The 23,431-nt window shown below is 55.0% G+C and carries 23 protein-coding genes; 20 read left to right on the forward strand and 3 right to left on the reverse strand.

What is annotated here, in order from left to right:
* Nucleotides 1–2: 2 nt before the first annotated feature.
* Together sixA and OP495_RS09080 are read left to right on the forward strand one after the other, a co-directional pair.
* Nucleotides 3–488 carry a phosphohistidine phosphatase SixA gene (gene sixA, locus OP495_RS09075; protein ID WP_280568668.1) on the forward strand — a complete coding sequence of 162 codons (486 nt, stop codon included), beginning with the start codon at nucleotides 3–5 and terminating at the stop codon, nucleotides 486–488.
* A 13-nt stretch (nucleotides 489–501) separates the two neighbouring features.
* Nucleotides 502–810: an antibiotic biosynthesis monooxygenase gene (locus OP495_RS09080; protein WP_280568670.1), complete on the forward strand. Its 309-nt coding sequence runs from the start codon at nucleotides 502–504 to the stop codon at nucleotides 808–810.
* Between the two features lie 256 nt (nucleotides 811–1,066).
* Here OP495_RS09080 and OP495_RS09085 read toward each other — a convergent pair whose 3' ends face one another.
* The gene (locus tag OP495_RS09085; protein WP_280568673.1) at nucleotides 1,067–2,137 is read right to left on the reverse strand and encodes a beta-propeller fold lactonase family protein; all 1,071 of its coding nucleotides are present in this window, start codon (nucleotides 2,135–2,137) and stop codon (nucleotides 1,067–1,069) included.
* 458 nt (nucleotides 2,138–2,595) lie between these two features.
* Here OP495_RS09085 and OP495_RS09090 point away from each other — a divergent pair, with 458 nt between their 5' ends.
* From OP495_RS09090 to OP495_RS09175, 18 genes are all read left to right on the forward strand, one after another.
* Nucleotides 2,596–2,763 (forward strand): antibiotic biosynthesis monooxygenase, encoded by a 168-nt coding sequence (locus OP495_RS09090; RefSeq protein ID WP_280568711.1) that lies wholly within the window; start codon nucleotides 2,596–2,598, stop codon nucleotides 2,761–2,763.
* A gap of 237 nt (nucleotides 2,764–3,000) precedes the next feature.
* Nucleotides 3,001–3,918: a 5-dehydro-4-deoxyglucarate dehydratase gene (gene kdgD, locus OP495_RS09095; protein ID WP_280568713.1), complete on the forward strand. Its 918-nt coding sequence runs from the start codon at nucleotides 3,001–3,003 to the stop codon at nucleotides 3,916–3,918.
* Between the two features lie 20 nt (nucleotides 3,919–3,938).
* Nucleotides 3,939–5,279 carry an enolase C-terminal domain-like protein gene (locus tag OP495_RS09100; RefSeq protein WP_280568675.1) on the forward strand — a complete coding sequence of 447 codons (1,341 nt, stop codon included), beginning with the start codon at nucleotides 3,939–3,941 and terminating at the stop codon, nucleotides 5,277–5,279.
* 226 nt (nucleotides 5,280–5,505) lie between these two features.
* Nucleotides 5,506–6,630, forward strand: a complete 1,125-nt coding sequence (locus OP495_RS09105; RefSeq protein WP_280568677.1) for a TRAP transporter substrate-binding protein — start codon at nucleotides 5,506–5,508, stop codon at nucleotides 6,628–6,630.
* Nucleotides 6,631–6,696: 66 nt separating this feature from the next.
* Entirely contained in the window at nucleotides 6,697–7,227 is a 531-nt protein-coding gene (locus OP495_RS09110; RefSeq protein WP_280568680.1) for a TRAP transporter small permease subunit, read from the forward strand.
* A complete protein-coding gene (locus tag OP495_RS09115) occupies nucleotides 7,227–8,543 on the forward strand; it encodes a TRAP transporter large permease subunit (RefSeq protein WP_280568682.1) in 1,317 nt (438 codons plus the stop codon). Before OP495_RS09110 ends, OP495_RS09115 begins: the two co-directional genes overlap by 1 nt.
* A gap of 18 nt (nucleotides 8,544–8,561) precedes the next feature.
* Nucleotides 8,562–8,714 carry a hypothetical protein gene (locus OP495_RS09120; RefSeq protein ID WP_280568685.1) on the forward strand — a complete coding sequence of 51 codons (153 nt, stop codon included), beginning with the start codon at nucleotides 8,562–8,564 and terminating at the stop codon, nucleotides 8,712–8,714.
* Between the two features lie 59 nt (nucleotides 8,715–8,773).
* Nucleotides 8,774–10,099 (forward strand): enolase C-terminal domain-like protein, encoded by a 1,326-nt coding sequence (locus tag OP495_RS09125; RefSeq protein WP_280568688.1) that lies wholly within the window; start codon nucleotides 8,774–8,776, stop codon nucleotides 10,097–10,099.
* Between the two features lie 63 nt (nucleotides 10,100–10,162).
* Nucleotides 10,163–11,740, forward strand: coding sequence for an aldehyde dehydrogenase (NADP(+)) (locus OP495_RS09130; protein WP_280563442.1), 1,578 nt, complete (start codon nucleotides 10,163–10,165; stop codon nucleotides 11,738–11,740).
* 211 nt (nucleotides 11,741–11,951) lie between these two features.
* Complete coding sequence (locus OP495_RS09135) at nucleotides 11,952–13,541, forward strand: ABC-F family ATPase (RefSeq protein ID WP_280563441.1); 1,590 nt, start codon at nucleotides 11,952–11,954, stop codon at nucleotides 13,539–13,541.
* 403 nt (nucleotides 13,542–13,944) lie between these two features.
* Complete coding sequence (locus OP495_RS09140) at nucleotides 13,945–14,955, forward strand: TRAP transporter substrate-binding protein (RefSeq protein WP_280568691.1); 1,011 nt, start codon at nucleotides 13,945–13,947, stop codon at nucleotides 14,953–14,955.
* A 119-nt stretch (nucleotides 14,956–15,074) separates the two neighbouring features.
* Nucleotides 15,075–15,554, forward strand: coding sequence for a TRAP transporter small permease (locus OP495_RS09145; RefSeq protein WP_280563439.1), 480 nt, complete (start codon nucleotides 15,075–15,077; stop codon nucleotides 15,552–15,554).
* Nucleotides 15,555–15,558: 4 nt separating this feature from the next.
* Nucleotides 15,559–16,839: a TRAP transporter large permease gene (locus OP495_RS09150; protein WP_280568694.1), complete on the forward strand. Its 1,281-nt coding sequence runs from the start codon at nucleotides 15,559–15,561 to the stop codon at nucleotides 16,837–16,839.
* Between the two features lie 51 nt (nucleotides 16,840–16,890).
* Complete coding sequence (locus tag OP495_RS09155; RefSeq protein WP_280568697.1) at nucleotides 16,891–18,027, forward strand: mandelate racemase/muconate lactonizing enzyme family protein; 1,137 nt, start codon at nucleotides 16,891–16,893, stop codon at nucleotides 18,025–18,027.
* A 2-nt stretch (nucleotides 18,028–18,029) separates the two neighbouring features.
* Nucleotides 18,030–18,893 (forward strand): amidohydrolase family protein, encoded by an 864-nt coding sequence (locus OP495_RS09160; RefSeq protein WP_280568700.1) that lies wholly within the window; start codon nucleotides 18,030–18,032, stop codon nucleotides 18,891–18,893.
* Nucleotides 18,894–18,984: 91 nt separating this feature from the next.
* Nucleotides 18,985–19,785, forward strand: coding sequence for an NAD(P)-dependent oxidoreductase (locus OP495_RS09165; protein ID WP_280568702.1), 801 nt, complete (start codon nucleotides 18,985–18,987; stop codon nucleotides 19,783–19,785).
* A gap of 39 nt (nucleotides 19,786–19,824) precedes the next feature.
* Nucleotides 19,825–20,853, forward strand: a complete 1,029-nt coding sequence (locus tag OP495_RS09170) for an Ldh family oxidoreductase (RefSeq protein WP_280568705.1) — start codon at nucleotides 19,825–19,827, stop codon at nucleotides 20,851–20,853.
* A 200-nt stretch (nucleotides 20,854–21,053) separates the two neighbouring features.
* Nucleotides 21,054–21,776: a FadR/GntR family transcriptional regulator gene (locus OP495_RS09175; protein WP_280568707.1), complete on the forward strand. Its 723-nt coding sequence runs from the start codon at nucleotides 21,054–21,056 to the stop codon at nucleotides 21,774–21,776.
* 72 nt (nucleotides 21,777–21,848) lie between these two features.
* Here the strand turns inward: OP495_RS09175 and OP495_RS09180 are convergent, their stop codons facing one another.
* Both OP495_RS09180 and OP495_RS09185 read right to left on the reverse strand, forming a co-directional pair.
* Nucleotides 21,849–22,376 carry a YgjV family protein gene (locus tag OP495_RS09180; RefSeq protein ID WP_280563432.1) on the reverse strand — a complete coding sequence of 176 codons (528 nt, stop codon included), beginning with the start codon at nucleotides 22,374–22,376 and terminating at the stop codon, nucleotides 21,849–21,851.
* Between the two features lie 103 nt (nucleotides 22,377–22,479).
* A partial coding sequence (locus tag OP495_RS09185) for an AEC family transporter (protein WP_348521306.1) occupies nucleotides 22,480–23,431 on the reverse strand: 952 nt, incomplete at its 5' end.

Consider the following 23,431-nt stretch of genomic DNA (forward strand, 5'->3'; position numbering starts at 1 on the left):
TCGTGTCGAACCTGTATATCATGCGTCATGGCGAAGCCGTGCCAGGCATGCCGGATAGTGAACGTTCACTTACAAGCCAGGGCGAAGCGGAAGCGCGTGCCATGGGAACATGGCTGAACAAGGCGCTTGCCGGTGACATGCGTACGACACTGCGTATCGTCGCCAGTCCCTACCGACGTGCTCAACAGACTGCGCAGTGGATGGCGGATCCCTTGGGGCGCCCCGTCGAAACGCTGCCGATCATCACCCCGGATGATCCGCTGGAGCCGCTCATCGACTGGTTGCAGCGTGAAGTCGCGCACACGCCGTGCCTGCTGGTCAGCCACATGCCGTTGGTCGGCGCGCTGGTCGGGCGTCTGGTCGAAGGCGATATGCGTGCGTCTCAGCCCATGCCGACGGCCACCATCGCCATGCTGGAAGCCGACATCTGGGCGGCGGGGTGCGCGACGCTCAAACACTGGCAGTCACCTCATGAACTACTTGGCTAAAGGAGAAAATCGGATGAGCTATATCGTCATCAACCGTGTTTTCGTCAATTCGGGGTATGAAGCCGAATTCGAGCGTCGGTTTCAGCAACGTGCCAGCGAGGTCGACAAACAGCCGGGCTTCAAAGCCATGCGGGTATTGCGGCCTCAGGGCAACCAGGCCCCCTATCTCGTCGAGACGGAGTGGGAAGACCAGGATGCCTTCCGTGCCTGGGTGGGAAGTGATGACTTCAAAGAAGCTCACGCCAATCCCATGCCCGCCGAGGCCTTTTCCGAGGGTGGTGGGCTCGAGCAATTCGAGATTGTAGAAGGCACTCAGGTTTGAGTAGCGATGCAACCGATATACGATGTTGTTCAAATGATGGACGAGCTCAGAAAGGCAGTGAGGATGTATAGTAGATAAGGTCTTATTCCACAGATTCCTTGTGACAAGTTCTGACACGCACATAGGTACGTGGTTATCGAGATTGATTTGGATATGAAATTCTTTCATAGAACTTTGGTTTTATTGCATTAGTCGGAGATAAAACTCCGGCTAATGCGGTCCAAGATAACCATTAGTAATGATGGTCCCAGTGGTATCAGTCGTAAGAAACGATCTCTACCCAATTAGCATTCTTCCGGGTTGGTGCCTCATCGAGGCGGTTGATCTTCCCGCTTTTAGGGTCGATGCGATAAAGGCCTACGCTATCATCAAGCTGACCAGTGACGACCATGTAGTGTCCGGAGTCATCAATTTGGAATCCGCGAGGTTGAGTTTCCACCTTTTGGTTACGTAGATAAGTTAGTTTTCCGTTTTCAGGATTGGCTTTGAAAGTGCTGATAGTGCTACTGGTTCGTTCTGAAATATAGACATAGCGCCCGTCTGGTGTGATATGGATATCCGCTGACCATATGCGCGGCGTGTCATCTCCTTCCTTTATCGTCTCGCGCGCTACACCCTGTGTGAGATTAAGAGTATCCGGAATGCCCTGCTCGGTGAACTTTTTAGTCAATGTGCCTGTGCTGGCTTCGTAAGCGTAGGTAGTGACGGCGCCAGTAAATTCACCTAGAACATATACATAGTTATCATTCGGTGAAAAGATAAAGTGACGCGGTCCAGTATTTTCGGGCGTCTTAACTGTACTGGGATCGTTTGATACCAAATGTCCATTATCGGAATCAAAGCGGAATTGGGCGATCTGGTCATCCCCGAGATTTGAGGCGAAGGCATAATGATTATCCGGCGAAGCATGCATGGCGTGAGCATGATGTCCTGTTTTGACGGTCTGTTGAGAGTCTTGAACGATTCCGTTATCGTCGATTGGGCTGACACTGACGACATCGCTAGCATAGGAGGCGGAAAAGAGATAAGACCCACTCTGGCCTGTATCAATATTGGCCATGCTGGCGGGCAACGACCCGCTACCTTGCTGGGTCAGTTTTCCAGTTTCCTCATCAATACGGTAAGTTAAGGCTCGGTAGGGTTTGCTACGTATAGAAGCGTACAGGTGCCTCTGGTCAGGACTGATTGCCATTGGCATGACGGCATCACCAGCTTTAGTGGTTTCTAGCGGCTCCAGTGTGTCGGTAGTTCGGTTCAGCGTATAGCTTGTGATAACTGCGTCATCGGCATTGGATACGTAGACATAGGTTTCTGCCTGGGCAGCCAAGCTTACTCCGAAGATTGCAACGCTCGTAAGTAGAGTACTCGCCAATCTAGTTGTCTTTTGCATGGTTACCTTTTACTCGCTGGTTATTGAACTTATATATCATACATCATACAACTAAGAAGCTTAGTACGCTGCTATTACTCATCAATTAGACTATTGGCGTATGGTCATGTTTGGGCGCTTTGATGGTTTCTCGAAAGCTTGGGAATCGATCTACTAATGCTAGCCAGTTAGCGCTGGCTTGCTTTTCTCATGATGAGTGCTTTTTAACAGCCTGAGCGATATCGCTGCTGCGGTAGGGCGAGGACTGGTGCATCTCAACATCAACTGAATCACTCCAGCCACACGGCCGGGGATATTCAAGACAAGTATCGTCAATTCGTTGATGATCCAATGGGCGGTTTGATAAAGCTGGGCTGGTTAGGCTGCACGATGTCCAGGCGATAGACCATGCGTGTATTGCTGCCTCAGAGCAATCAGGCCTCTATCTCGTCGAGACGGAGTGGGAAGACCAGGATGCCTTCCGCGCCTGGGTGGAAAGCGATGGCTGCAAGCAAACCTACGCCAATCCCATGTGTGCCGAGGCTTTTTCGGAGGCGGTGGTCTCGAGCAATTCGAGATTGTAGAAGGCACCCAGGCCTAACCCCGTAATTGCCCGCTGCTACCTCCGTTCCCGGTAGCAGCGGTTGCATGCGCTGAGCCTCGTTGTTCCTTCTCACCGCTAACTCTTTATACCTTAGTTTTATCGACCATCGTTGATGTTGTGTGACAGAAAGCATGCCTCTATATTTTTTTCTTGTATGATGTATGACATAGTGCCTTTATGTCATTACGCTCAACAAGACAGATGCGAGGGAATGGCGGTGCATTTTTCCAAAGAAAAAACGGTAGAAGCAGTGGGTGATGGCCTGCTTTCTTTCCCAGTCACGGATTTCGATGCAGCAGGTCGATTCGATGAAAGTAGTTATCGTAAACGGCTTGAATGGTTCGTAAGCCATGATATCTCCGCCATCTTTGTGGCAGGAGGCACTGGTGAATTCTTCAATCTCTCTTTGGATGAGTTTCGTCACATCGTGCGTGTCGCGGTCGATGAAGTCGGCGGCAAGGTGCCAGTCATCGCGAGTGCCGGGTTGAGTGTAGAAAGTGGCAAAGCCTTTGCCAGCGCTGCGGAAGAGGCTGGTGCTGACGGCATCTTGCTGATGCCACCCTATCTGACTGAATGCCCACAAGAAGGGCTGGTCGAGTACGCTCGCCAGATCTGCGACAGCACGTCGGTCAATGTCATTTACTATAACCGTGGCAATGGTGTCCTCGAAGCGTCGGCGGTCCAACAGCTTGCCGATCAATGCCCTAACCTGGTTGGGTTGAAGGACGGCAAGGGCGATATGCAACTTCTCAACAAGATCGTCAAGACAGTAGGCGATCGCCTGATCTATGTTGGTGGCGTGCCGACGGCTGAAATATTCGCCGAGGCGTATCTATCCATCGGTGTCAATACCTACTCCTCCGCTGTATTCAATTTCGTGCCAGAGTTGGCGTTGAAGTTCTACCGCGCCTTACGTGCAGGCGATAGCGCCACGGTGAAAAAAATTACTCAAGAGTTTTTTATTCCTTTCGTCGATCTGCGTGATCGCAAGAAAGGTTATGCAGTCAGCCTTGTGAAGGCAGGAGCTGACATCATTGGTATGCCGGCGGGGGGTGTACGTAAACCGCTGACAATGCCTGATGAGGATGAGTTGGGCACGTTAAAAGTGCTTGTCGACAGGTCCAAGACGCTTTAAAGGACTGATGGAGACTACTTATGCCTAATTATGAGACTCCTAAGATAATTGACATGCGAGTCATTCCGGTCGCTGGTCGTGACAGCATGCTGCTCAATATTGGTGGGGCACATTCACCCTATTTCACACGCAATCTGCTCATCCTTAAGGATAGTGCCGGCCACACCGGTGTCGGTGAGGCGCCGGGCGGCGAGACGATCCAGCATTCGCTTGAGCAAGCACGTGAACTCGTCATTAACCAATCGATTGGCAATCTACGTTCAATGGTTGCGTCGTTGCAAAGTACTGGCCGCAGCGCTGACTTCGAGGATTTTGGGAAAGGTTCTTGGACTTTTGAACTACGTATCAATGCAGTCGCTGCGCTCGAAGCAGCGTTGCTCGACCTTATGGGCAAGCTTCTCAGCGTGCCAGTAGCGGAACTCTTGGGTAATGGCAAGCTGCGCGACAGTATCGATGTATTAGGCTATTTATTCTTCGTCGGTGATGGGCAGGACACACCGCTGGGCTACCGCCGAGGGACTGAAAGTGTTAGTCACGATTGGTATCGCCAGCGAGATAAAGCGGCGATGACTCCGCAGCGTATCGTTGAACAAGCTCAAGCTGCTCAAGATCGTTATGGCTTCGAGGATTTTAAGCTCAAGGGCGGAGTTCTGCCGGGCGAGAAGGAAATTGAAGCAGTCACCGCTCTTCATCACGCCTTTCCTAAGGCACGTACGACCATCGACCCGAATGGCGCTTGGTCGTTGAATGAGGCAACCCGACTCTGCAAGAACCTGCATGATGTTATTGCTTATGCTGAAGACCCTTGCGGCGCGGAACAGGGGTTTTCCGGCCGCGAAATTCTAGCTGAGTTTCGTCATGCCACTGGGCTGCCAGTGGCCACTAACATGGTGGCTACTAATTGGCGCGAGATGGCTCATGCGTTGATGCTGCGATCAGTGGATATTCCGTTAGCTGATCCACACTTTTGGACACTTTCCGGTGCAGTGCGTGTTTCCCAACTATGTCAGGATCATGGCATGACTTGGGGATCACATTCCAACAACCACTTCGATATCTCGCTGGCGATGTTCGCGCAGGTAGGTGCAGCTGCGGTAGGCCGTACGACAGCGCTTGATACTCACTGGATCTGGCAGGAAGGAGACACCCGCTTGACTCGCAATCCGCCACAGATCGTCGACGGCAGAGTTGCGGTTACTGATGCACCGGGTCTCGGTATCGAAATCGATATGGATCAGGTCGAACAGGCCAATGCACTCTACCGTAGCTTGCCGGCTGGGGGGCGTAATGACGCTACAGCGATGCAGTATTTGATTAATGATTGGAGCTTCGATCCGAAGCGTCCTGCTTTGGTACGCTAAAAATTAAAATTAGTTTAACGAATATATTAATTCATGATGAGGTTGGACCCTAAGTTTGATATTCCGCGAATTTTAATCTAGCTCTATTGTAAAATTGTCTTCGGTAATATCTCGTAGATACCAAGAGTTTGATGTTAGTTCGTGCAATAATGAAATGGAAGTGAAGGCGTACGATCCGAGCTGGCAAGGACAGTCTTCGAACTTCTAAAGCCGCTTAGAGAGCGGTATGACAACTATTTTGAATACGACAACAGCTAAAAAGGTAATAAACATGAAGATGCGCACGCTGGTTTGTTCAATTTCTCTGGCTTCTGCCACACTACTTGCAGCTACTACTGTTCAAGCAGAGGAGCTTCGAGTTCAGACTTCTTTCAACTCTGGTGACTACGCTTACCACTACCTTCAGGAAAACTGGGTACCTAAAGTTAAGGAAGTTACCGGAGGGGATGTAACGCTCAACTTGATGCCAACTGGGAGTGTCGTGCCCTACAAGGAAACCATGGATGCCGTAGCCATGGGGCTATTGGATGGTGATCTGACAGCACCGTCCTACTTTACTGGAAAAGATCCGGTCTTTGCGTTGATGGGGGATTTGATTGCCGGTTACGATAAGCCTTCTCAGTTTCTTGACTTCTGCAAGAATGGAGGCGGTGAGCATGTGCTTCAAAAGGCTATCGATGCCGAGGTTGGCAATAAAGTACATGTGGTCGGTTGTGGTCCATACAAGCGTGAGGCGCTAGTTGCTGCTGTGCCTATTCGTGGTGTCGATGATCTGGAAGGAGTGAAAATTCGCTCGCCGGAAGGTCTGGCAGCTGACGTCTTTAAGCGTGCTGGAGCAACGCCGGTTAATATTCCGTTCTCAGAAGTCTATACCTCGCTGCAGCAGGGCGTGGTGGATGCTGCCGATGCCTCCGCCTACGTCAATAACGATGCGTCTGGTCTCAATGACATCGCTAAATATCCGATCTATCCGGGCATCCACAGCATGTCTTCGCAGCAGTTTACACTGAACCAGAGTACTTGGGACTCGCTTAGCGAGAATGATCAGAAGGCACTACATAAGTGGTTTTATAACGCCTTTAATGATTTGGCTGATGCCGTCCATCAGAAGGATGAACAGCTTGTAGCGCGTGACAAGGCTGAGGGGGACATCACGGTTATCGATTGGCCTCAATCCGAACGTGACAAGTTTCGCGAGGTTGCACGAGACGCTTGGAAGGCTTACGCGCAAAAGAGCGAGCTAGCTCAAGAAGCACTTGATGCACATGTTACCTACATGAAGGAACATGGTTTGCTCAAGAACGCTTCCTCGCAAACGGACAATGATAAATCCGAAGACACACAAAGCTAAGCGTTTTTCCGCTTGGGGTCGCGATGCGGTGAGGTCGTGACCCTCTGATAATAACCGGAGTTTGCTATGCGATTACTCAGCCGGTTAGCTGCTGGCATGGATCGAGTCAGCGCCTTTATTGGGTATGCTTGTGCCGTACTTTTTTTTGCTTGCATAGCGCTGTCTGCCTTTGAAGTGGTTATGCGCTATATTTTTGATTCTCCTACCCAGTGGACCTTTGAAACTGTGATGGCAATGTGCGCCACGGGTTGGGTATTAACAAGTGGATACGTCACTCAACGTAAACGCCATATCGCCATCACCATGGTCGAGTTACTGGTGCCGACTCACGTCTGGCAAAAAATGGAACTGGTCTCTCTGGTTGTCGCGATTGCTGCCTTGGGATCCTTGGTTTATGCGACTTGGGAACCCGCCATGGTGGCCATACATGGCGCTGAGCGCAGTGGCAGTTCATTCAACCCACTTTTGCCAGCCTATCTCAAGCCGACGCTGGTGGTGGGGGCTGCGCTATATCTACTTCAGTTGTTGGCCAATGTAGTTCACTGGTTCGAAGATAGGGCTAGTGAGAAATCCGAAGCCCAGGGAGATCAAGAGTAATGGGTATCGAAGTCGTTACGCTGTTGATCGTCTTGGCACTATTGGCCTTGATGGCCTTCGGTATTCCGCTGGGAGTCACCACACTGTCGGTATCGGTGTGTACAGCGCTTCTGTATTTCGGCCCTAAAGGGCTATTTTTGGTCGCCTCCAATGTCTATCACGTATTGGAAAAATACGAGTTGGTCGCGGTGCCTTTCTTCGTGTTCATGGCCAACGTACTCGAACGTTCGGGGATCGCGCATGCCCTTTTCGACAGCATGTCGATCTTGGGCGGCCGCGCACGAGGCTCTGTAGCCGTACAGACCTGTATCGTAGCAGTCATTCTTGCTGCTATGAGTGGGATCATGGGTGGTGAAATAGTCATGCTTGGCTTGATCGCGCTACCCCAGATGCTGCGCTTGGGCTATGACCGCAACCTTTCGATCGGCATTATTTGCGCTGCTGGTGCCTTGGCTACGTTGATTCCACCCTCAGTGGTAATGATTGTTTACGGCCTCGCCGCTCAGGTATCAATCACCAAACTTTTCGCTGCCGGGGCAGTCCCGGGCATGATCTTAGCAACGATATACATAACTTATATTATCGTTCGGTGCAAGATGAATCCTGCAATGGCACCGATCAACGATATCCCTGAGACAGGCTTACCATTTCTTAAGCGACTCAAGTATCTCAAGGGAGCGATATTGCCTTTCTTGTTGATCGGCATGGTGCTCGGGATGATTTATTCAGGGGTTACTACAGTTACTGAAGCGGCAGCTATGGGCGCTGTCGGAGCCATGGTGATTTCCGTTATTCTGAAACAGTTTTCCTATCGAATGATCCGTGATGCTATGAGGCAAACTGCTCTAACCGTTGGGTCGATTATCTGGCTGGTATTAGGTGCGGTAAGTCTGGTTGGTATCTATAATTTAATCGGAGGGGTTAGTTTCCTGACGGAATTCCTGAAGGGGCTTGATATGCCTCCCCTGGCAGTCATCGCGGTCATGATGGCTATTGTTATGGTGCTAGGGACATTTCTTGAATGGATTGCGATCATTTTCATTACTGTGCCGATCTTCGCACCGGTAGTGGTGGGTCTAGGGTACGACCCGGTGTGGTTTGGGGTTTTGTTTGCCATGAATATTCAGATCTATTACTTATCACCGCCGTTTGGTCCAGCCTGTTTCTTTCTTAAGAGTGTGGCGCCCGAAGGGGTTGAGTTACAGCATATTTTTGTGGCTGTGTTGCCGTTTATCGCACTGCAAGTGATTGGCATGGTGCTGGTGCTTTTCTTTCCACAATTGGCTTTGTGGTTACCCAATCTCATGTTCAACTAAGTGAAAATAGGCGGGCATATGAAATATGACGATAATCAGGTTGATCGACAAGATAACGAAATAGCCGTCCACGAGTCTCCGGAAGAAGTCAGTGCGTTCAAGTTTGGCTACTGGCCAGAGGTTGTCGGGATTTTAATGACGCTATTTATTGTCTGGATGATTTTTCAGTAACTCTTCATGTCGGTATGAGTCTAAATGCCGGCATGGGACCATTTAGCTAGGAATTAGACATGCTCCAAATTGTGACTAACATGCGCATCGTCCCCGTGGCCGGCTACGATGGCTTCCTGCTCAACTTGAGCGGTGGCCACGCGCCTTGGTTCATCCGCTGTGTGGTGATTCTCGAAGACGATGCAGGCAATAAGGGTGTGGGAGAAATCCCCTCGAGCGCGGGTATTCTCAATGGGTTGGAGCAGTGCCGGGAGCTGGTCGAGAGATCGCGTGTCACTGATATCAAGAAGACACTGAGCCAAGCGAAACAGCTTTTGGCAAAGAACGGACGAGAAGAACGCGGTCGTCAGACGTTTGATCTGCGCGTGGCAGTGCATGTGCTCACGGGTATCGAATCCGCGCTATTCGACCTGTTGGGCCAGGCGTTGGGCATGCCGGTGGCGGATCTATTGGGGCAATACGGTCGTCAGCGCGACGAAGTCGAGGCATTGGGGTACCTGTTCCTGCTCGGCGATCCGGATAAGACCGACTTGCCTTATCCCAAGGCCGATAATCCGCAGGATGCTTGGGATGACGTGCGCCGCAAGGAGGCGCTGACACCTGAGGCCGTTGCCAATCTGGCCAAGGCCGCCTATGAGCGTTATGGCTTCAAGGACTTCAAGCTCAAGGGCGGCGTGCTGAGCGGTGAGCAAGAGGCCGATTGCATTCGCGCGTTACATGAGGCATTTCCCGAGGCACGGCTGACCCTCGATCCCAATGGCGCCTGGTCGCTCGACGAAGCGGTACGGGTGCTGGAGCCGGTCAAACATTTGTTGAGCTACGCTGAAGATCCCTGCGGTCAGGAGGGCGGTTTCTCCGGTCGCGAGACCATGGCGGAGTTCAAGAAGCGCACCGGCTTGCCTACCGCGACGAATATGATCGCCACTGATTTCAAACAGTTGCAGTATGCCGTGCAGCTCAATTCAGTTGATATCCCCCTTGCGGATTGCCATTTCTGGACCATGCAGGGCGCGGTGATGGTCGGCGAGCTGTGTAATGAGTGGGGCATGACCTGGGGCTCGCACAGCAACAATCATTTCGATATCTCGCTGGCGATGATGACGCATGTAGCGGCGGCCTGCCCGGGTGAGATCACGGCCATCGATACCCACTGGATCTGGCAGGACGGACAGCGTATTACCCAGAAACCGTTCCAGATTCGCGATGGGAAGCTCAAGGTGCCGTCTACTCCAGGACTCGGCATCGAACTGGACGAGGAGAAGTTGATGGAAGCTCATCAGCTTTACAAGAGCCTCGACGTGACACAGCGCAACGATGCCATGGCGATGCAGTATCTGATTCCGGGGTGGGAGTTCGATCCCAAGCGTCCGGCTCTAGTGCGCTGATACTTTCCGTGAAGCTTGATTTGAATGGTGCCTCTTTCGGCACTCTACGATAGGAGTAACTGTATGAATCTAGAAGGAAAGCAGGTAATCGGCCAGCAGCTCGTCCAAGGCAGCCGTGATCCGATCCAAGCGGTCAATCCGGCCACCAACGAGCGCCTCGACCCGGCCTATCCGGGCGGTACGCAAGTGGAAGTCGAACGTGCCTGCGAACTTGCCTGGAGCGCCTTCGATACCTATCGCGAGACCTCGCTCGAGGATCGCGCCAAGTTCCTCGAAACCGTCGCCGATGAGATCGAAGCGATCGGTGACGATCTGATCGAGCGCGCCGTGGCCGAGTCAGGGCTGCCCCAGGCGCGCATACAGGGTGAACGCGGCCGTACCTGCGGTCAGCTACGCATGTTCGCGCGCGTCGTGCGTGCCGGTGAATGGCTCGACGTCCGTGTCGACCCGGCACTGCCGGATCGTCAGCCGATGCCGCGTGTCGACCTGCGCCAACGCCACATCGCGCTCGGCCCAGTCGTCGTCTTCGGCGCCAGTAACTTCCCGCTGGCGTTTTCCGTCGCCGGTGGCGACACTGCTTCCGCTCTGGCAGCAGGCTGTCCGGTCATCGTCAAGGCGCATGCCGCACACCCGGGCACCAGCGAGATGGTTGGCCGCGCAATCCAGTCTGCAGTCAAGAAGTGCAGCCTGCCGGAAGGCGTATTCTCACTGATATTCGGTTCTGGCCGCGAGGTAGGTACTGCCTTGGTCACTGACTCGCGCGTCAAGGCAGCTGGCTTCACTGGTTCGCGCAGCGGTGGTCTGGCCTTGTGGAAAGCGGCTCAATCGCGCGATGAGCCGATTCCGTTCTATGCCGAGATGAGCTCGATCAATCCGGTCTTCCCTCTGCCGGCAGCGCTCAAGGCACGCGGCGAAGAGATGGGCAAGGCATTCGCAGGGTCGCTCAACATGGGCGCGGGCCAGTTTTGCACTAATCCGGGCCTGGTCATCGCGATCAAGGGGCCGGAACTCGATGCGTTCCTTTCTGCCGCGGGTGAGGCGGTCAAGGGCAGTGCGCCGCAAACCATGCTGACGCCGGGCATTCATGAAGCCTATGAGAACAGTGTCCGCGCGCTGGTAAGTAATGGCAAAGCAAGGGAAGTGGCACGCGGCGAGCAGGGCGAAGGTCCGAACCAGTGCCAAACTGGCTTGTTCGTGACCGCAGCGCAGGACTTCTTGAGCGACGAAGCGCTACAGGGTGAAGTGTTTGGTTCCACCTCGTTGGTCGTTGAATGTGCCGATGAGGCTGAACTTGCGAAAGTAGCCGAGCACCTGGAAGGCCAATTGACCGTGACGTTGCAAATGGATGACGCTGATCTCGATGCGGCGCGGCAGTTGTTGCCGGCGCTCGAGCGCAAGGCGGGTCGTATTCTGGTCAACGGTTGGCCGACCGGCGTTGAAGTGTGTGATGCGATGGTTCATGGCGGTCCGTTCCCGGCAACGTCGGATTCACGCACTACGTCCGTGGGGACGGCGGCGATCTATCGCTTCCTGCGTCCGGTCTCCTATCAGAACCTACCTGACGGCCTTCTGCCAGACGCGATGAAGCAGAGCAATCCGTTCAAGCTGAATCGCCTGGTCGACGGTAAACGCGAGAGTTGATGCCCGGCGTCGCTATCGACGCCCTTCGGGTACTCAAGGCCACTCTTCGGAGTGGCCTTTTTGCTTGCGTTCCACATGACCGTGTCCTTGGAGGATGGCGCTGACGCCGATCGTTGCTAGCGCGTACAATGCCGCTTCGACATAGGTTGGGGCTCGTTTCACCGGCTCCGCCGTCGCTTCATTCACGCCGTTTCCCGCGAGAACCCCGATTTTGCTCTCTACCGCCAACATAACCATGCAGTTCGGCGCCAAGCCGTTATTCGAAAATGTCTCCGTCAAGTTTGGAGAGGGCAACCGCTATGGTCTGATCGGTGCCAATGGTTGCGGCAAGTCTACCTTCATGAAAATTCTGGGTGGCGACCTGGAGCCTACCAACGGCAAGGTCATGAAGGACGCCACCACACGGCTCGGTAAGCTGAGTCAGGACCAGTTCGCGTTCGAGAACGAGCGTGTCATCGACACCGTGATCATGGGGAACACGGAACTTTGGGAGGTGACTGCCGAGCGCGAGCGTATCTATTCGCTGACTGAGATGTCCGAGGAAGATGGCATGAAAGTCGCCGATCTCGAGGTGCGCTACGCTGAACTCGAGGGATATACGGCAGAGGCGCGCGCGGGGGAGTTGCTGCTCGGCCTCGGTATCCCCCTTGCGCAGCATACCCAGCCGATGAGTGTGGTGGCGCCGGGCTGGAAATTGCGCGTACTGCTGGCACAGGCACTGTTCAGTGACCCCGACGTGCTGCTCCTCGATGAGCCGACCAACCACTTGGATATCAACACCATCCGGTGGCTGGAAGAGATTCTACGTTCACGTAGCTCGACCATGATCATCATTTCTCATGACCGCCATTTCTTGAATAGCGTCTGCACTCATATGGCGGACCTCGACTACGGTGAGCTGACGCTGTTTCCGGGGAACTATGATGAGTATATGACCGCGGCTACCCAAGCACGGGAGCGCTTGCATGCCGAGAACGCCAAGAAGAAGGCAGAGATCGCCGAGCTGCAGCAATTCATCAGCCGCTTCTCGGCCAATGCCTCCAAGGCCAAGCAGGCCACGTCGCGCCAACGCAAGATCGACAAGATTCAGTTTGATGAGGTCAAGCCGTCGTCACGCGTCAGCCCGTTCATTCGCTTCGAGCAGACCAGAAAGATACATCGAAATGCGTTGAACGCGGAGAAGCTCTCCAAGGCGTGGGGTGACAATGTGCTATTCGAACGCTTCGATTTGCAGGTCGAAGCCGGCGAGAGAGTCGCCATCATCGGACCCAACGGGATTGGTAAGACGACCCTGCTGAACTGTCTGGTGGGCACTATGACACCGGATTCGGGTGAGGTGAAATGGACCGATGCGGCAGAAGTTGGCTACTTCGCCCAGGATCACGCCGATGATTTCGAAGGCGGTGAGACGCTTTTCGAATGGATGCGGCAGTGGACCACGGAAGGTGAGCAGACCGTACGCGGAGCGCTGGGCCGGATGCTGTTCTCCAGCGATGACATCGGTAAGTCGGTCAAGGTGATCTCCGGGGGCGAACAGGGGCGGATGCTGTTCGGTAAGCTGGCGTTGCAGAAACCCAACGTGCTGGTGATGGATGAACCTACCAACCACCTTGACATGGAGTCGATAGAAGCGCTCAACCTGGCGCTGGAGAACTATCCCGGCACCTTGATCTTCGTCAGTCATGACCGCGAGTTTGTCGGTTCCTTGGCGACTCGCATCATTGAGATGAAGGACGACGGTATCGCCGACTTCAGCGGCAGTTATGATGACTATCTGCGCAGTCAGGATATCTACGCTTAACCGCAAAGGCTGTCCTTCTCTCCCCACCCCTCCCCCGCGACCAGCGGATACGACGGGCCTTAAAGGGTAGCTTTCGACCAACGCATGCCGCTTGCAGCATGCGTTGGTGCATCGTAACTGCCGATAGGGTATATCAACCCAGGTTTCCACGCTGCATTTCGTTATCTTAGCCTAATGTCTATACGCCATTCCAGTATGATGTATGACAACATGCGTTAAAGAACCTAGACTTATGGGGAGATGAAACATCTCAATGCCTAGCTTATCAGGGGAGGTAATTATTTAAATCGGGATGGCATTGATTTTTAATCGTTGATGGTTTTAAGCAATAAAGGAGTGCGCTAATTAATCAGTATGGTCAGTTGAAAATAACGCAACAATATGAACCATAAGGAGCAACGTCATGCAGACCAACAAAAGACTCAAGATGACAAGCCATGTAAAAGCAGCAGCGATGATCGGTATGCTGTTGAGTGTTTCTATTTCGGCGGCTGTACAAGCGGACAGCTGGCGTGGATGGAATGTCCACCCACCTAGCTACCCGAATGGTAAAGCCCTGGAAAGTTTTGCCAAGGAAGTCGCCGAGAAGACCGACGGTCGTGTCGAGCCCAAGGTCTATCATAACGCGGTGCTGGGCGATCAGCCGGACGCTATCGAGCAGGTTCGTAGCGGTGCGCTGGACTTTGCCAACTTTAATATGGGGCCGATGGGGCCAATCGTGCCCGCCACTAACGTTCTTTCACTGCCGTTCATTTTCAAAAGCCCCGAGGACATGTACCGCATCATGGATGGTGAGATCGGTGACCGCTTCGCCGATGCACTGGCCAAGAAAAACCTGATCGCGCTGTCTTGGTTTGGCTCTGGGGCGCGTAGCCTCTACAACACCGATCATCCGGTGAAGACGCCCGACGACGTCGAGGGCCTCAAGTTCCGCGTCATGAATAATGACCTCTATGTACAGATGATCGATGAGATGGGCGGTAACGCGACGCCGATGGCTTATAGTGAAGTCTATCAGTCGCTCAAGACCGGGGTCATCGACGGTGCTGAGAACAATTACCCATCCTATGAGTCCAGCGGTCACTACGAGGTGGCAAAGTACTACTCACTGACCGAGCACCTGATCCTGCCTGAGTGTTTGTGTGTCGCCAAGGCCAGCTGGGAAGAGCTCAGCGATGAAGACCAGCAGGCTGTACGACAAGCGGCTGAAGAGGCCGCCAAAAAGCAGCGGCAACTCTGGGAAGAAAGTGTCCAGAAGAGTAGGCAGAAGGTCCTCGATGCCGACGTGAAGATCAATGAGGTAGATGATAAATCGGCATTCCAGGCCAAGATGCAGCCGATTTACGATGAATTCATCCAGGAGCATCCGGATCTGGAGTCGCTGGTGACGGATATCCAAGCCGCCCAGAAGTGATCCGTTAGTTCCACGAAATGCTCCGGAGGTATTTCCTCCGGGGCGTCTTGAAAGGATTGAATACCGTGAGCTCATATCCCGACCAATTGAGTGACCAGGGGGAGGAACCGCCACTTCCTATGGCAGTAGATCGCCTCCTGGATAGCATTGCGAAGCTGTGCATCATTATCTCGGGCATCCTGCTAGTTTTTTTGATAGTAACATTTGGTTATCTGGTATTCGGTCGTTACGTTCTCAACGACACACCAACATGGGTGGAGCAGTCCTCACTGCTGATTGTCGTCTACGTAACGTGTTTAGGAGCGGCTGCTGGCGTACGCAATAATACTCACCTTAGCATCGATTTCGTCCGCGAAGGGTTACCGGTTTTGCCGCGCGAAGTCATGCGCTATATCGCCGACTTCTTCGTGGCTATTTTCGGGGGATTCATGGCTTGGCAGGGTTGGGTTCTTGTCATGGATAACCTCGATCGTGCAATCCCAATGATCGGTCTTTCCGAAAGCTGGCGTGCGGTACCGCTGACGATATGTGGCCTACTGATGGTGCTCTTTTCGGTTGTCAATATCGCCCAACGTCTCATGAAGTACAGGAGGAAGTGACACCATGGGACTGATTATTCTGTTTGGTATTTTCTTTCTGGGGCTGATCGTCGGTGCACCAGTGGCCTTTGCCGTGGGACTGGCGTCAGTCGTTACGTTCCTTTACGAGGGACTACCGCTTTTCGTCGGTTTTCAGCGGATTCTTTCGGGTATTTCTGTCTTCTCGTTACTGGCCATACCGTTCTTCATTTTTGCCGGGGAGCTGATGCTGCATGGCGGCATATCCACTCGTCTGGTTCGGCTGGCCTCGGCAGCGGTGGGGCGTGTGCGTGGCGGGTTAGGTATGGTCAATGTCAGCTCGTCAATGTTGTTTGGCGGTATTTCGGGCTCGGCGGTTGCCGACACCTCGGCGCTTGGTTCGATTCTCATTCCGGTCATGAAGGAAAAGGGTTATGACGCCGACTACGCCGTCAACGTGACCGTTACTTCGTCGGTTGCTGGCGTAGTGATTCCGCCCAGCCACAACATGATCCTCTACGCTGTCGCGGCGGGTGGTGGCATCTCGATCACTCAGCTGTTTATCGCTGGCATCGTCCCGGGCGTACTGATGTGTCTGGCATTGGCGGTGGCTGCCTACCTCGTGGCGGTTAAACGGGGCTATAAGGGGGAACCGTTCCCTGGCTGGATATCATTGCTCGTCAGTTTCGTGGCAGCGTTGCCTGGACTTCTGACAGCAGTGATCATCGTCGGTGGTGTACTCTCTGGGATTCTGACGGTGACCGAGTCCGGTGCTTTTGGTGCGATCTATGCCATTGTCGTGACAGGGCTGGTCTATCGCGAGCTGCGTTGGGAGTCCTTCAAGCAAGCCGTTTATCAGGCCGTTCGTACGACCTCACTTGTCATGATTCTGGTGGGATGTGCCTCAGCCTTTTCCTACTTACTGGCGCTGTACAGTGTGCCGCAACTGCTGACTGATGCGCTGCTTGAGATTTCCGACAACCCTTACGTCATCTTGCTGATGCTCAATCTGCTTTTGCTTGGGCTCGGAATGATCATGGACATGGCGGCGCTGATCTTGATCTGCACCCCCATTTTCCTGCCCGTTGCTCAGCAGTTCGGGATGGATCCTATTCAGTTCGGCATCATGATGATGATGAATCTAGGGTTGGGGCTTTGTACGCCTCCCGTTGGGGCATGCCTCTTTGTTGGAAGCGTGATTGGCAAGATCAAGATCGAACACGCGGTACGCACCATTTGGCCGTTCTATCTGGCGCTCTTCCTAGTACTGATGCTAGTAACTTATGTGCCGTCAATATCGCTGACGTTGCCTAGTTTCTTTCAGTAGTGAGTTTCTGCCAGTGATGAGTTACTTCTATCCGCTTATGAGTTATTCGATATGAAGATCGAAAAAGTATATACACATATTCTCGACTATAAGCTCGAACAGGCCTTTGAAAGCGCGTCCATGCGTTTTGACAGACGCCAACATTGTCTGGTCGAAATCGTCTGTGATGATGGCACCATCGGTTGGGGTGAATGCTTGGGACCTGCCAAGCCCAATGCCGCTGTGGTGAGTGCGTATTCGGCGGCACTCATAGGATGCAATCCGCTGGAAACGGAAAAGCTGTGGCTCGAACTCTACAATCGCCTGCGCGATCAGGGACAACGTGGTCTGACTGTGACGGCGCTAAGCGGTATCGATATCGCACTCTGGGATATCAAGGGTAAGCGCTATGACGCGCCGGTATCTGAATTGCTGGGCGGACGTTTTCGTGAATCCGTACGTGCATATGCCACTGGCTCGTTCAAACGTGACGGTGTCGATCGTGTCCAGGACACGGCCGAGGAAGTCGCTGGTTATGTTCGCGACGGCTTTCACGGCGTGAAGATCAAGATCGGCTTCGATGTCGAGGAAGATCTGAAGGTCATCGCTGCCGCGCGCGAGTCGCTGGGTCCCGAGGGGCGCCTGATGATCGATGCCAACCATGGGTACGACCTGCTTGAGGCGATAGATGTGGGCAAGCGTGCCTCGGCCTTGGGCGTAGATTGGTTCGAAGAGCCGGTGTTGCCGGAGCAGATTTCCACCTATCACGCGGTGCGTGATGGGCAGCCGATTCCCGTGGCGAGTGGTGAAAATTGGCATGGTCGTTATGCCATGTTGGAGCCGCTGCAAACCCGTGCGGTGGATATCGTGCAGCCGGATGTCTGCAGCGTGGGAGGATTTTCGGAAATGCGCCGTGTCGTCGATATGGCGGCGATGTTCGGCGTTCGCCTGGTGCCACATGTGTGGGGAACGGCAGTGAGTCTGGCTGCGAGTCTGCAGAGCATGGCAGCGTTGCCACCTAATCCGCCTCGTCGTCGCCCTCGGGAGCCGATCATGGAGTTTGATCGAACGCATAATCCATTTCGTCAGGCGGTCGTCACAACGCCGCTTGAGCATGCTGGCGGTGTCATGCAGATCCCCGATGGGCCTGGTCTGGGCATTGAGATCGACCGTGATGCATTGCGCCAATTCGCTTTGAAGGAGGCATGAGCGTGTCAGAGATTCCTGACAACACCCGACCGCTCGAAGGTCCGGCGCCCAAGCTCACGGCGCCGGCCGGAGCGACCGACTGTCATATTCACCTGTATCTGCCGGGCTTCGATGCCCAGCCCGGTGGTCCAAAGATTCCCGAGCTGGCAACGGTCGAGGATTACCGAAAGCTCCAGCGGTGGCTGTCGCTCGAGCGTGTCGTCGTCACCCAGCCCAATGCGTATCAGCGTGACAATCGCGCTCTACTAGCGGCGCTCGATCAGTTGGGCACGCAAGCGGCCCGCGGCGTTGCTGCGGTAACGCCCGATACACCGGACAGCGACCTTGAGGCCTGGCATGAAAAGGGCGTGCGCGGCGCGCGGATCATGAATCTACCAGGTGGTGCGGTCACCAACGCTGAGATGCTCGCCGTCGAGAAGCGCATCCGGCCATTGGGCTGGCATCTGATGGTGCAGTTCAACGGCTGCGAGCTGGACGATTATCTTGACGACCTGCGGCGTATCGAAGGCGAGTACATCATCGATCATATCGGCAAGTTCATGCCACCCGTAGCGCCGGACGATCCTCGGGTCGACGAAATCCTGCGGCTGCTGGACCGTGGCAATGCCTGGTTCAAGATCTGCGCCGGCTACGAAGCCAGCCAGACCGGCGGTCCCGACTATGCGGATATCGGGGCAATTGCCAAGCGGGTCATCGCACATGCCCCCGAGCGCATCATCTGGGGTTCCAATTGGCCGCATGTCGGCGTGCCCCGCGAGCAGTACCCCGACGACGCCGAGCAACTCGATGTGTTGCTCGAGTGGGCATCGGCCGAGCAGCGCCAACGGATTCTCGTGGACAATCCGGCGCGTCTTTACGGCTTCTAGAGATCGCTATCACCGTTGAATGAGCGCGCATGCATGCGGTAACGCTCATGTGTATTGATCGCGCGGACTGAATATTGAAGGAGGATATGACATGTTGAATCGAATCTTGGTGACAGGTGCGGCCGGTGGCGTGGGTAAAGCGATCCGCCCGTACTTGGATCAACTGGCACAAAAAGTGCGCCTGTCGGATATTGCCGACCTTGGCGAGGCCGCCGGGCATGAAGAGTTGGTGCCCTGCGACCTCGCCGATGCTCAGGCCGTGAATGAGCTGGTCAGGGACTGCGATGGGATCATTCACCTTGGCGGCGTCTCGGTGGAAAAACCCTGGAGCGATATTCTCCAGGCCAACATCATCGGGGCTTACAATCTTTACGAAGCGGCTCGAAACCTCGGAAAGCCGCGCATCGTGTTTGCCAGCTCCAACCACACCATCGGCTTCTACCCACGTACGACACGCATCGATACCGAGGTGCCGCGTCGTCCCGACTCATTGTATGGTCTGTCCAAGTGCTTCGGCGAGGACCTGGCGAGCCTGTATTACCACAAATTCGATATCGAGACCCTCAGCGTGCGTATCGGTTCTTGTTTCCCCAAGCCGAAAGATACGCGAATGATGGCCACCTGGTTGAGCGTCGAGGATTTCATGCGCCTGATGAAACGCGCCTTCGTGGCCCCCAAGCTGGGTTGTACCGTCGTTTATGGCGCGTCGGCGAACACTGAGTCGTGGTGGGATAACAGCAAATCAGCATTTCTCGGCTGGGCCCCGCAGGATAGTTCGGAACCTTGGCGGATCGAGGTCGAGGAAGAGGCCGGCGAGATCGATCCAAATGACCCGACGGTGCTGTATCAGGGTGGCAAGTTCGTTGCGGCCGGACATCCGGATGACACTTGAAATGCTGCATGGTGACCTATCTACCGACGGGAGGCGTCCATGAATGACTCAACAAGGCTGTCGCTCGATGAGGCATGGGCGCTGAGTGTCGATGTTCTTGAGCAAAATGGCTTCTCCAAGGACCAAGCGGCCGCCATTGCGCGTAGTGTAGTGGCGGCGCAGCGCGACGAGTGCCATTCACACGGTTTATACCGACTCCTTGACTGCGTACGTACCGTTCGCTTTGGTGGTGTCGATCCGCGTGCCGTCCCCGAGGTGGCTGACCAGGCGCCGGGCGTGGTGAATGTCGATGCGCGCGGCGGCTGTTCGCTACTGGCCTTCGAGACCGCTCGGCAACCTCTGATCGAGAAGGCGCGTGCCACTGGCGTGGCGGCGCTTGCTGTCAACAATGCCTTCCACTTTTCGGCGTTGTGGCCCGAGGTGGAGTTCTTGGCCGAACAGGGCTTGGTCGCGTTGGCGATGACGCCGAGCCATGCCTACGTCGCGCCAGCGGGTGGCCACTCGCCATTATTGGGGACTAACCCCATCGCATTTGCCTGGCCGCGGCCGGAGGGCGTGCCCTTCGTCTTCGACTTTGCTACCAGTGTGGTCGCACGCGGCGAGGTTGAACTGCATCGACGGGCCGGTGAGTCGATTCCGGAAAATTGGGCGATCGATGCAGCAGGGCAGCCGACGACTGATCCAGAGGCGGCGTTGGCCGGAGCGCTGCACCCTTTCGGTGGCCACAAGGGGGCAGCATTGTCGATCATGATCGAGCTCCTGGCGGGGCCCCTCATCGGTGACAGACTGGGGCATCAAACTCATCCGGCCGATGGTAGCGGAGAGGGGACACCGCAGCATGGCGAATTCATCCTAGTCATGGACCCTCAGGCTTTCCTCGGTACGGATGCTGAAACGCGTTTACAGCAGGCCGAAGCCTTGTTCGAGGGTATCACCGCCCAAGGCGCTCGCTTACCATCGCAGCGACGGCATGCGGCCAGGGAACGTAATCAAAGCGAGGGCGTGACAATTCCCGCTGGGCTGTATGCGGAACTGGTTCAGTTGAGGGATGGTGACGTGCAAGCGTGAGCAAGGGCGCGCGTCCCTCGTCACGCAGATGAAAAAAACGGATGCTGGCTCCATCGTCTACGCGAGTCTCACTGTCACGCAGTGCAGTGTTGTCACAGCGATGTAGTATTTGATTCCGGGGCGGGGAGTCGATCTCACGCGCTTGGTGTTGATCAGCCGAATGCATCAAGAGTAAATGACCATTATGCGAAATATGCACTATGAATTCACTTGACGTTAAACGTGTCTCCCAGCAGGGGAGCTTGTCTCAGCAGGTTTCTCAGCAACTTGAGGCGATCATTTCAAAGGGCAATATCCCGGTGGGGGACAAGCTGCCTCCAGAGAATGGCTTGTGCGAGATGTTTGGTGTCAGTCGCACGGTCGTTCGGGAGGCGATTACCCATCTCAAGTCGCTGGGGTTGGTCGAAACGCGTCGCGGGATCGGCACGCGGGTGCTGCGTGCGGCACCGGAGGAAGCGTATCCCGCTAAACAAATCAGCCTGACCACGGTCGAGGATATTCTAGGAATTCTCGAATTACGTTTGACCCTGGAGCCAGAAGCCGCTGCCCTGGCGGCATTGCGGCGCGACGATGCGGATATCGAACGGCTTCGCCAGGCGCATGGGCGCTTCATCGAGGCGTTCCAGCACCAGTCCCAGGCGCGGGAAGAAGATTTCGCGTTCCACTTCGCGGTGGCCCAGGCCACGCATAATCCGGCATTCACTACGGTGTACGAGCAGTTGAACCTGGGCGCGATTCCACGCGCCAAGCTGCTTTCCGTCGAGCTCGACACGGCAGCGACGCATCGTTATCTGGAGCGTGTCGCCGAGGAGCATGCCGATATTCTCGAGGCGATTGGCACCGGCGACTCGGACGCGGCCCGCGACGCAATGCGTCATCATCTGAGCCGTGCGAGTAATACCTATGCTTCCTATCGGGCGTGACACCGTGCGTTGGCACATGGCGACCCTTAACCGGTGACCTTGAAGTCTCGGATGACGCCCGGACCGATATGTTCATTCGAACGCTTGTGGGTAGCGACGCCTGGCACGCTCCAATCGATAAATGGTGATGGCGTTGGTAACGAATACCAGCGCCTCGGCGAGCATTCCGCCCACTGAGCCTACCAGAGCATGGCTAAGAAACCACGACAATGCTGCGAGCCCCAGGCAGATGCGCATGGATATGCCGTGAAATAGAAACATACCTACCGTTCCCACCGTCATCGCCACGATGGCAGGCAAATCCGCCCATCCTTGCCAGGTCAACAGCGCCGCCACACCGCTGGTGACAAGCACGCCAGTCATTACTTGCTTACTACCCGGGTAACGTCGTGCCAGCGCGATGCGCACGATCACCAGCACCGTCAGCGCCGCTGCCGTCCAGCTCTCGAAAAGGACGAACTGCAGTGCGAAAGCCACGTTCGCGGAGAGCAATAAGCCCATCAGCCGCTCATCTCGCTTGCTGGCGAAGGCCAGCAGGCAGAGTATCAGCGAGATCACACCGAAGAATTGCCCGGCGAGTGCGCTATAACTGTCAAGCATGCAGCGGCTGACTCCTTGTCATTGCCATATCCGCTCAACTCATTTGCGACAAGGACCGCAAACGCTTGGCCAATATGGTGAAGCCTCATGGTGAGAGCCGGTTTTAGATCCAGCCCACTAGTTTCAGTATGAATACCCCGGCGCTGAGGGTGAACAGCGAGGCGACGGTAGTGATGACGATGATATTGGCGGCGAGCTTGGCATTGGCATGCGCGGCCTTGGCCATGACGAAACTCGCCGCAGCACCGGGGCTGCCGAAGAAGAGAAAGAGAATGCCCAACTCGCGTCCACGATAGCCCAGCGCGAAGGCGCCCAGCACGCCGAGAAGGGGGATCCACACGACTTTCCAGAGGCTGGCATCCAGTGCCAGGCCGCTACTGCGCTTGACGGATGTGAACGACAGCGTGCCGCCGATGCAGACCAGGGCCAGGGGTAGCGACATGGCGCCGAAGTAATCGCCTGAAGTGAGCAGCCATGCGGGCAGATCGATATGGAAATACGCAAAGGGAATCGCCAGCAAGACGCCCAGAATGAGCGGATTCTTGGCGATATGCTTGAGAATTGTGCCGAGGCCTGATCGCGCACCCGCACTGTAATAGGCCAGAATGATCGCCGCCAGTACGTTGTAAACGATGATGATACCGCCGACCAGGATGCTGCCCAGCGAGAGTCCGTAGTCACCGTATTGGTTGGCGGCAAGCGCCAAGCCGACGATCCCGCAATTGCCGCGAAAGGCCCCTTGCGTGAAGACGCCGCGCTCCTCATGGGGGCAGCGCCGGATGGACCAGCCCCAGGCGAGGAAGAAGCTCAGTACCGAAAAGCCCAGAAAATAGACGATCAGCCCTGGTTGCAGGGCGACGTCCAGATCGGCGCGAACGATGCTCAGAAAAATCAGTGTCGGCATGGTGGCGCGGAACACCAATGCCGAGGCCATGGAAATGAAGTGCGCGTCGATCCAGCCGATGCGTTTGAAGACGATCCCCAGAAACACCATGGCGAAGACGGGCAGCGTGACTTGCAGCGTATGCGAGAAAACGGCCAGCAGGTCCATGCGC

Origin of the sequence: Chromohalobacter sp. 296-RDG, assembly GCF_029889885.1 — a bacterium.
Classification (GTDB): domain Bacteria; phylum Pseudomonadota; class Gammaproteobacteria; order Pseudomonadales; family Halomonadaceae; genus Chromohalobacter.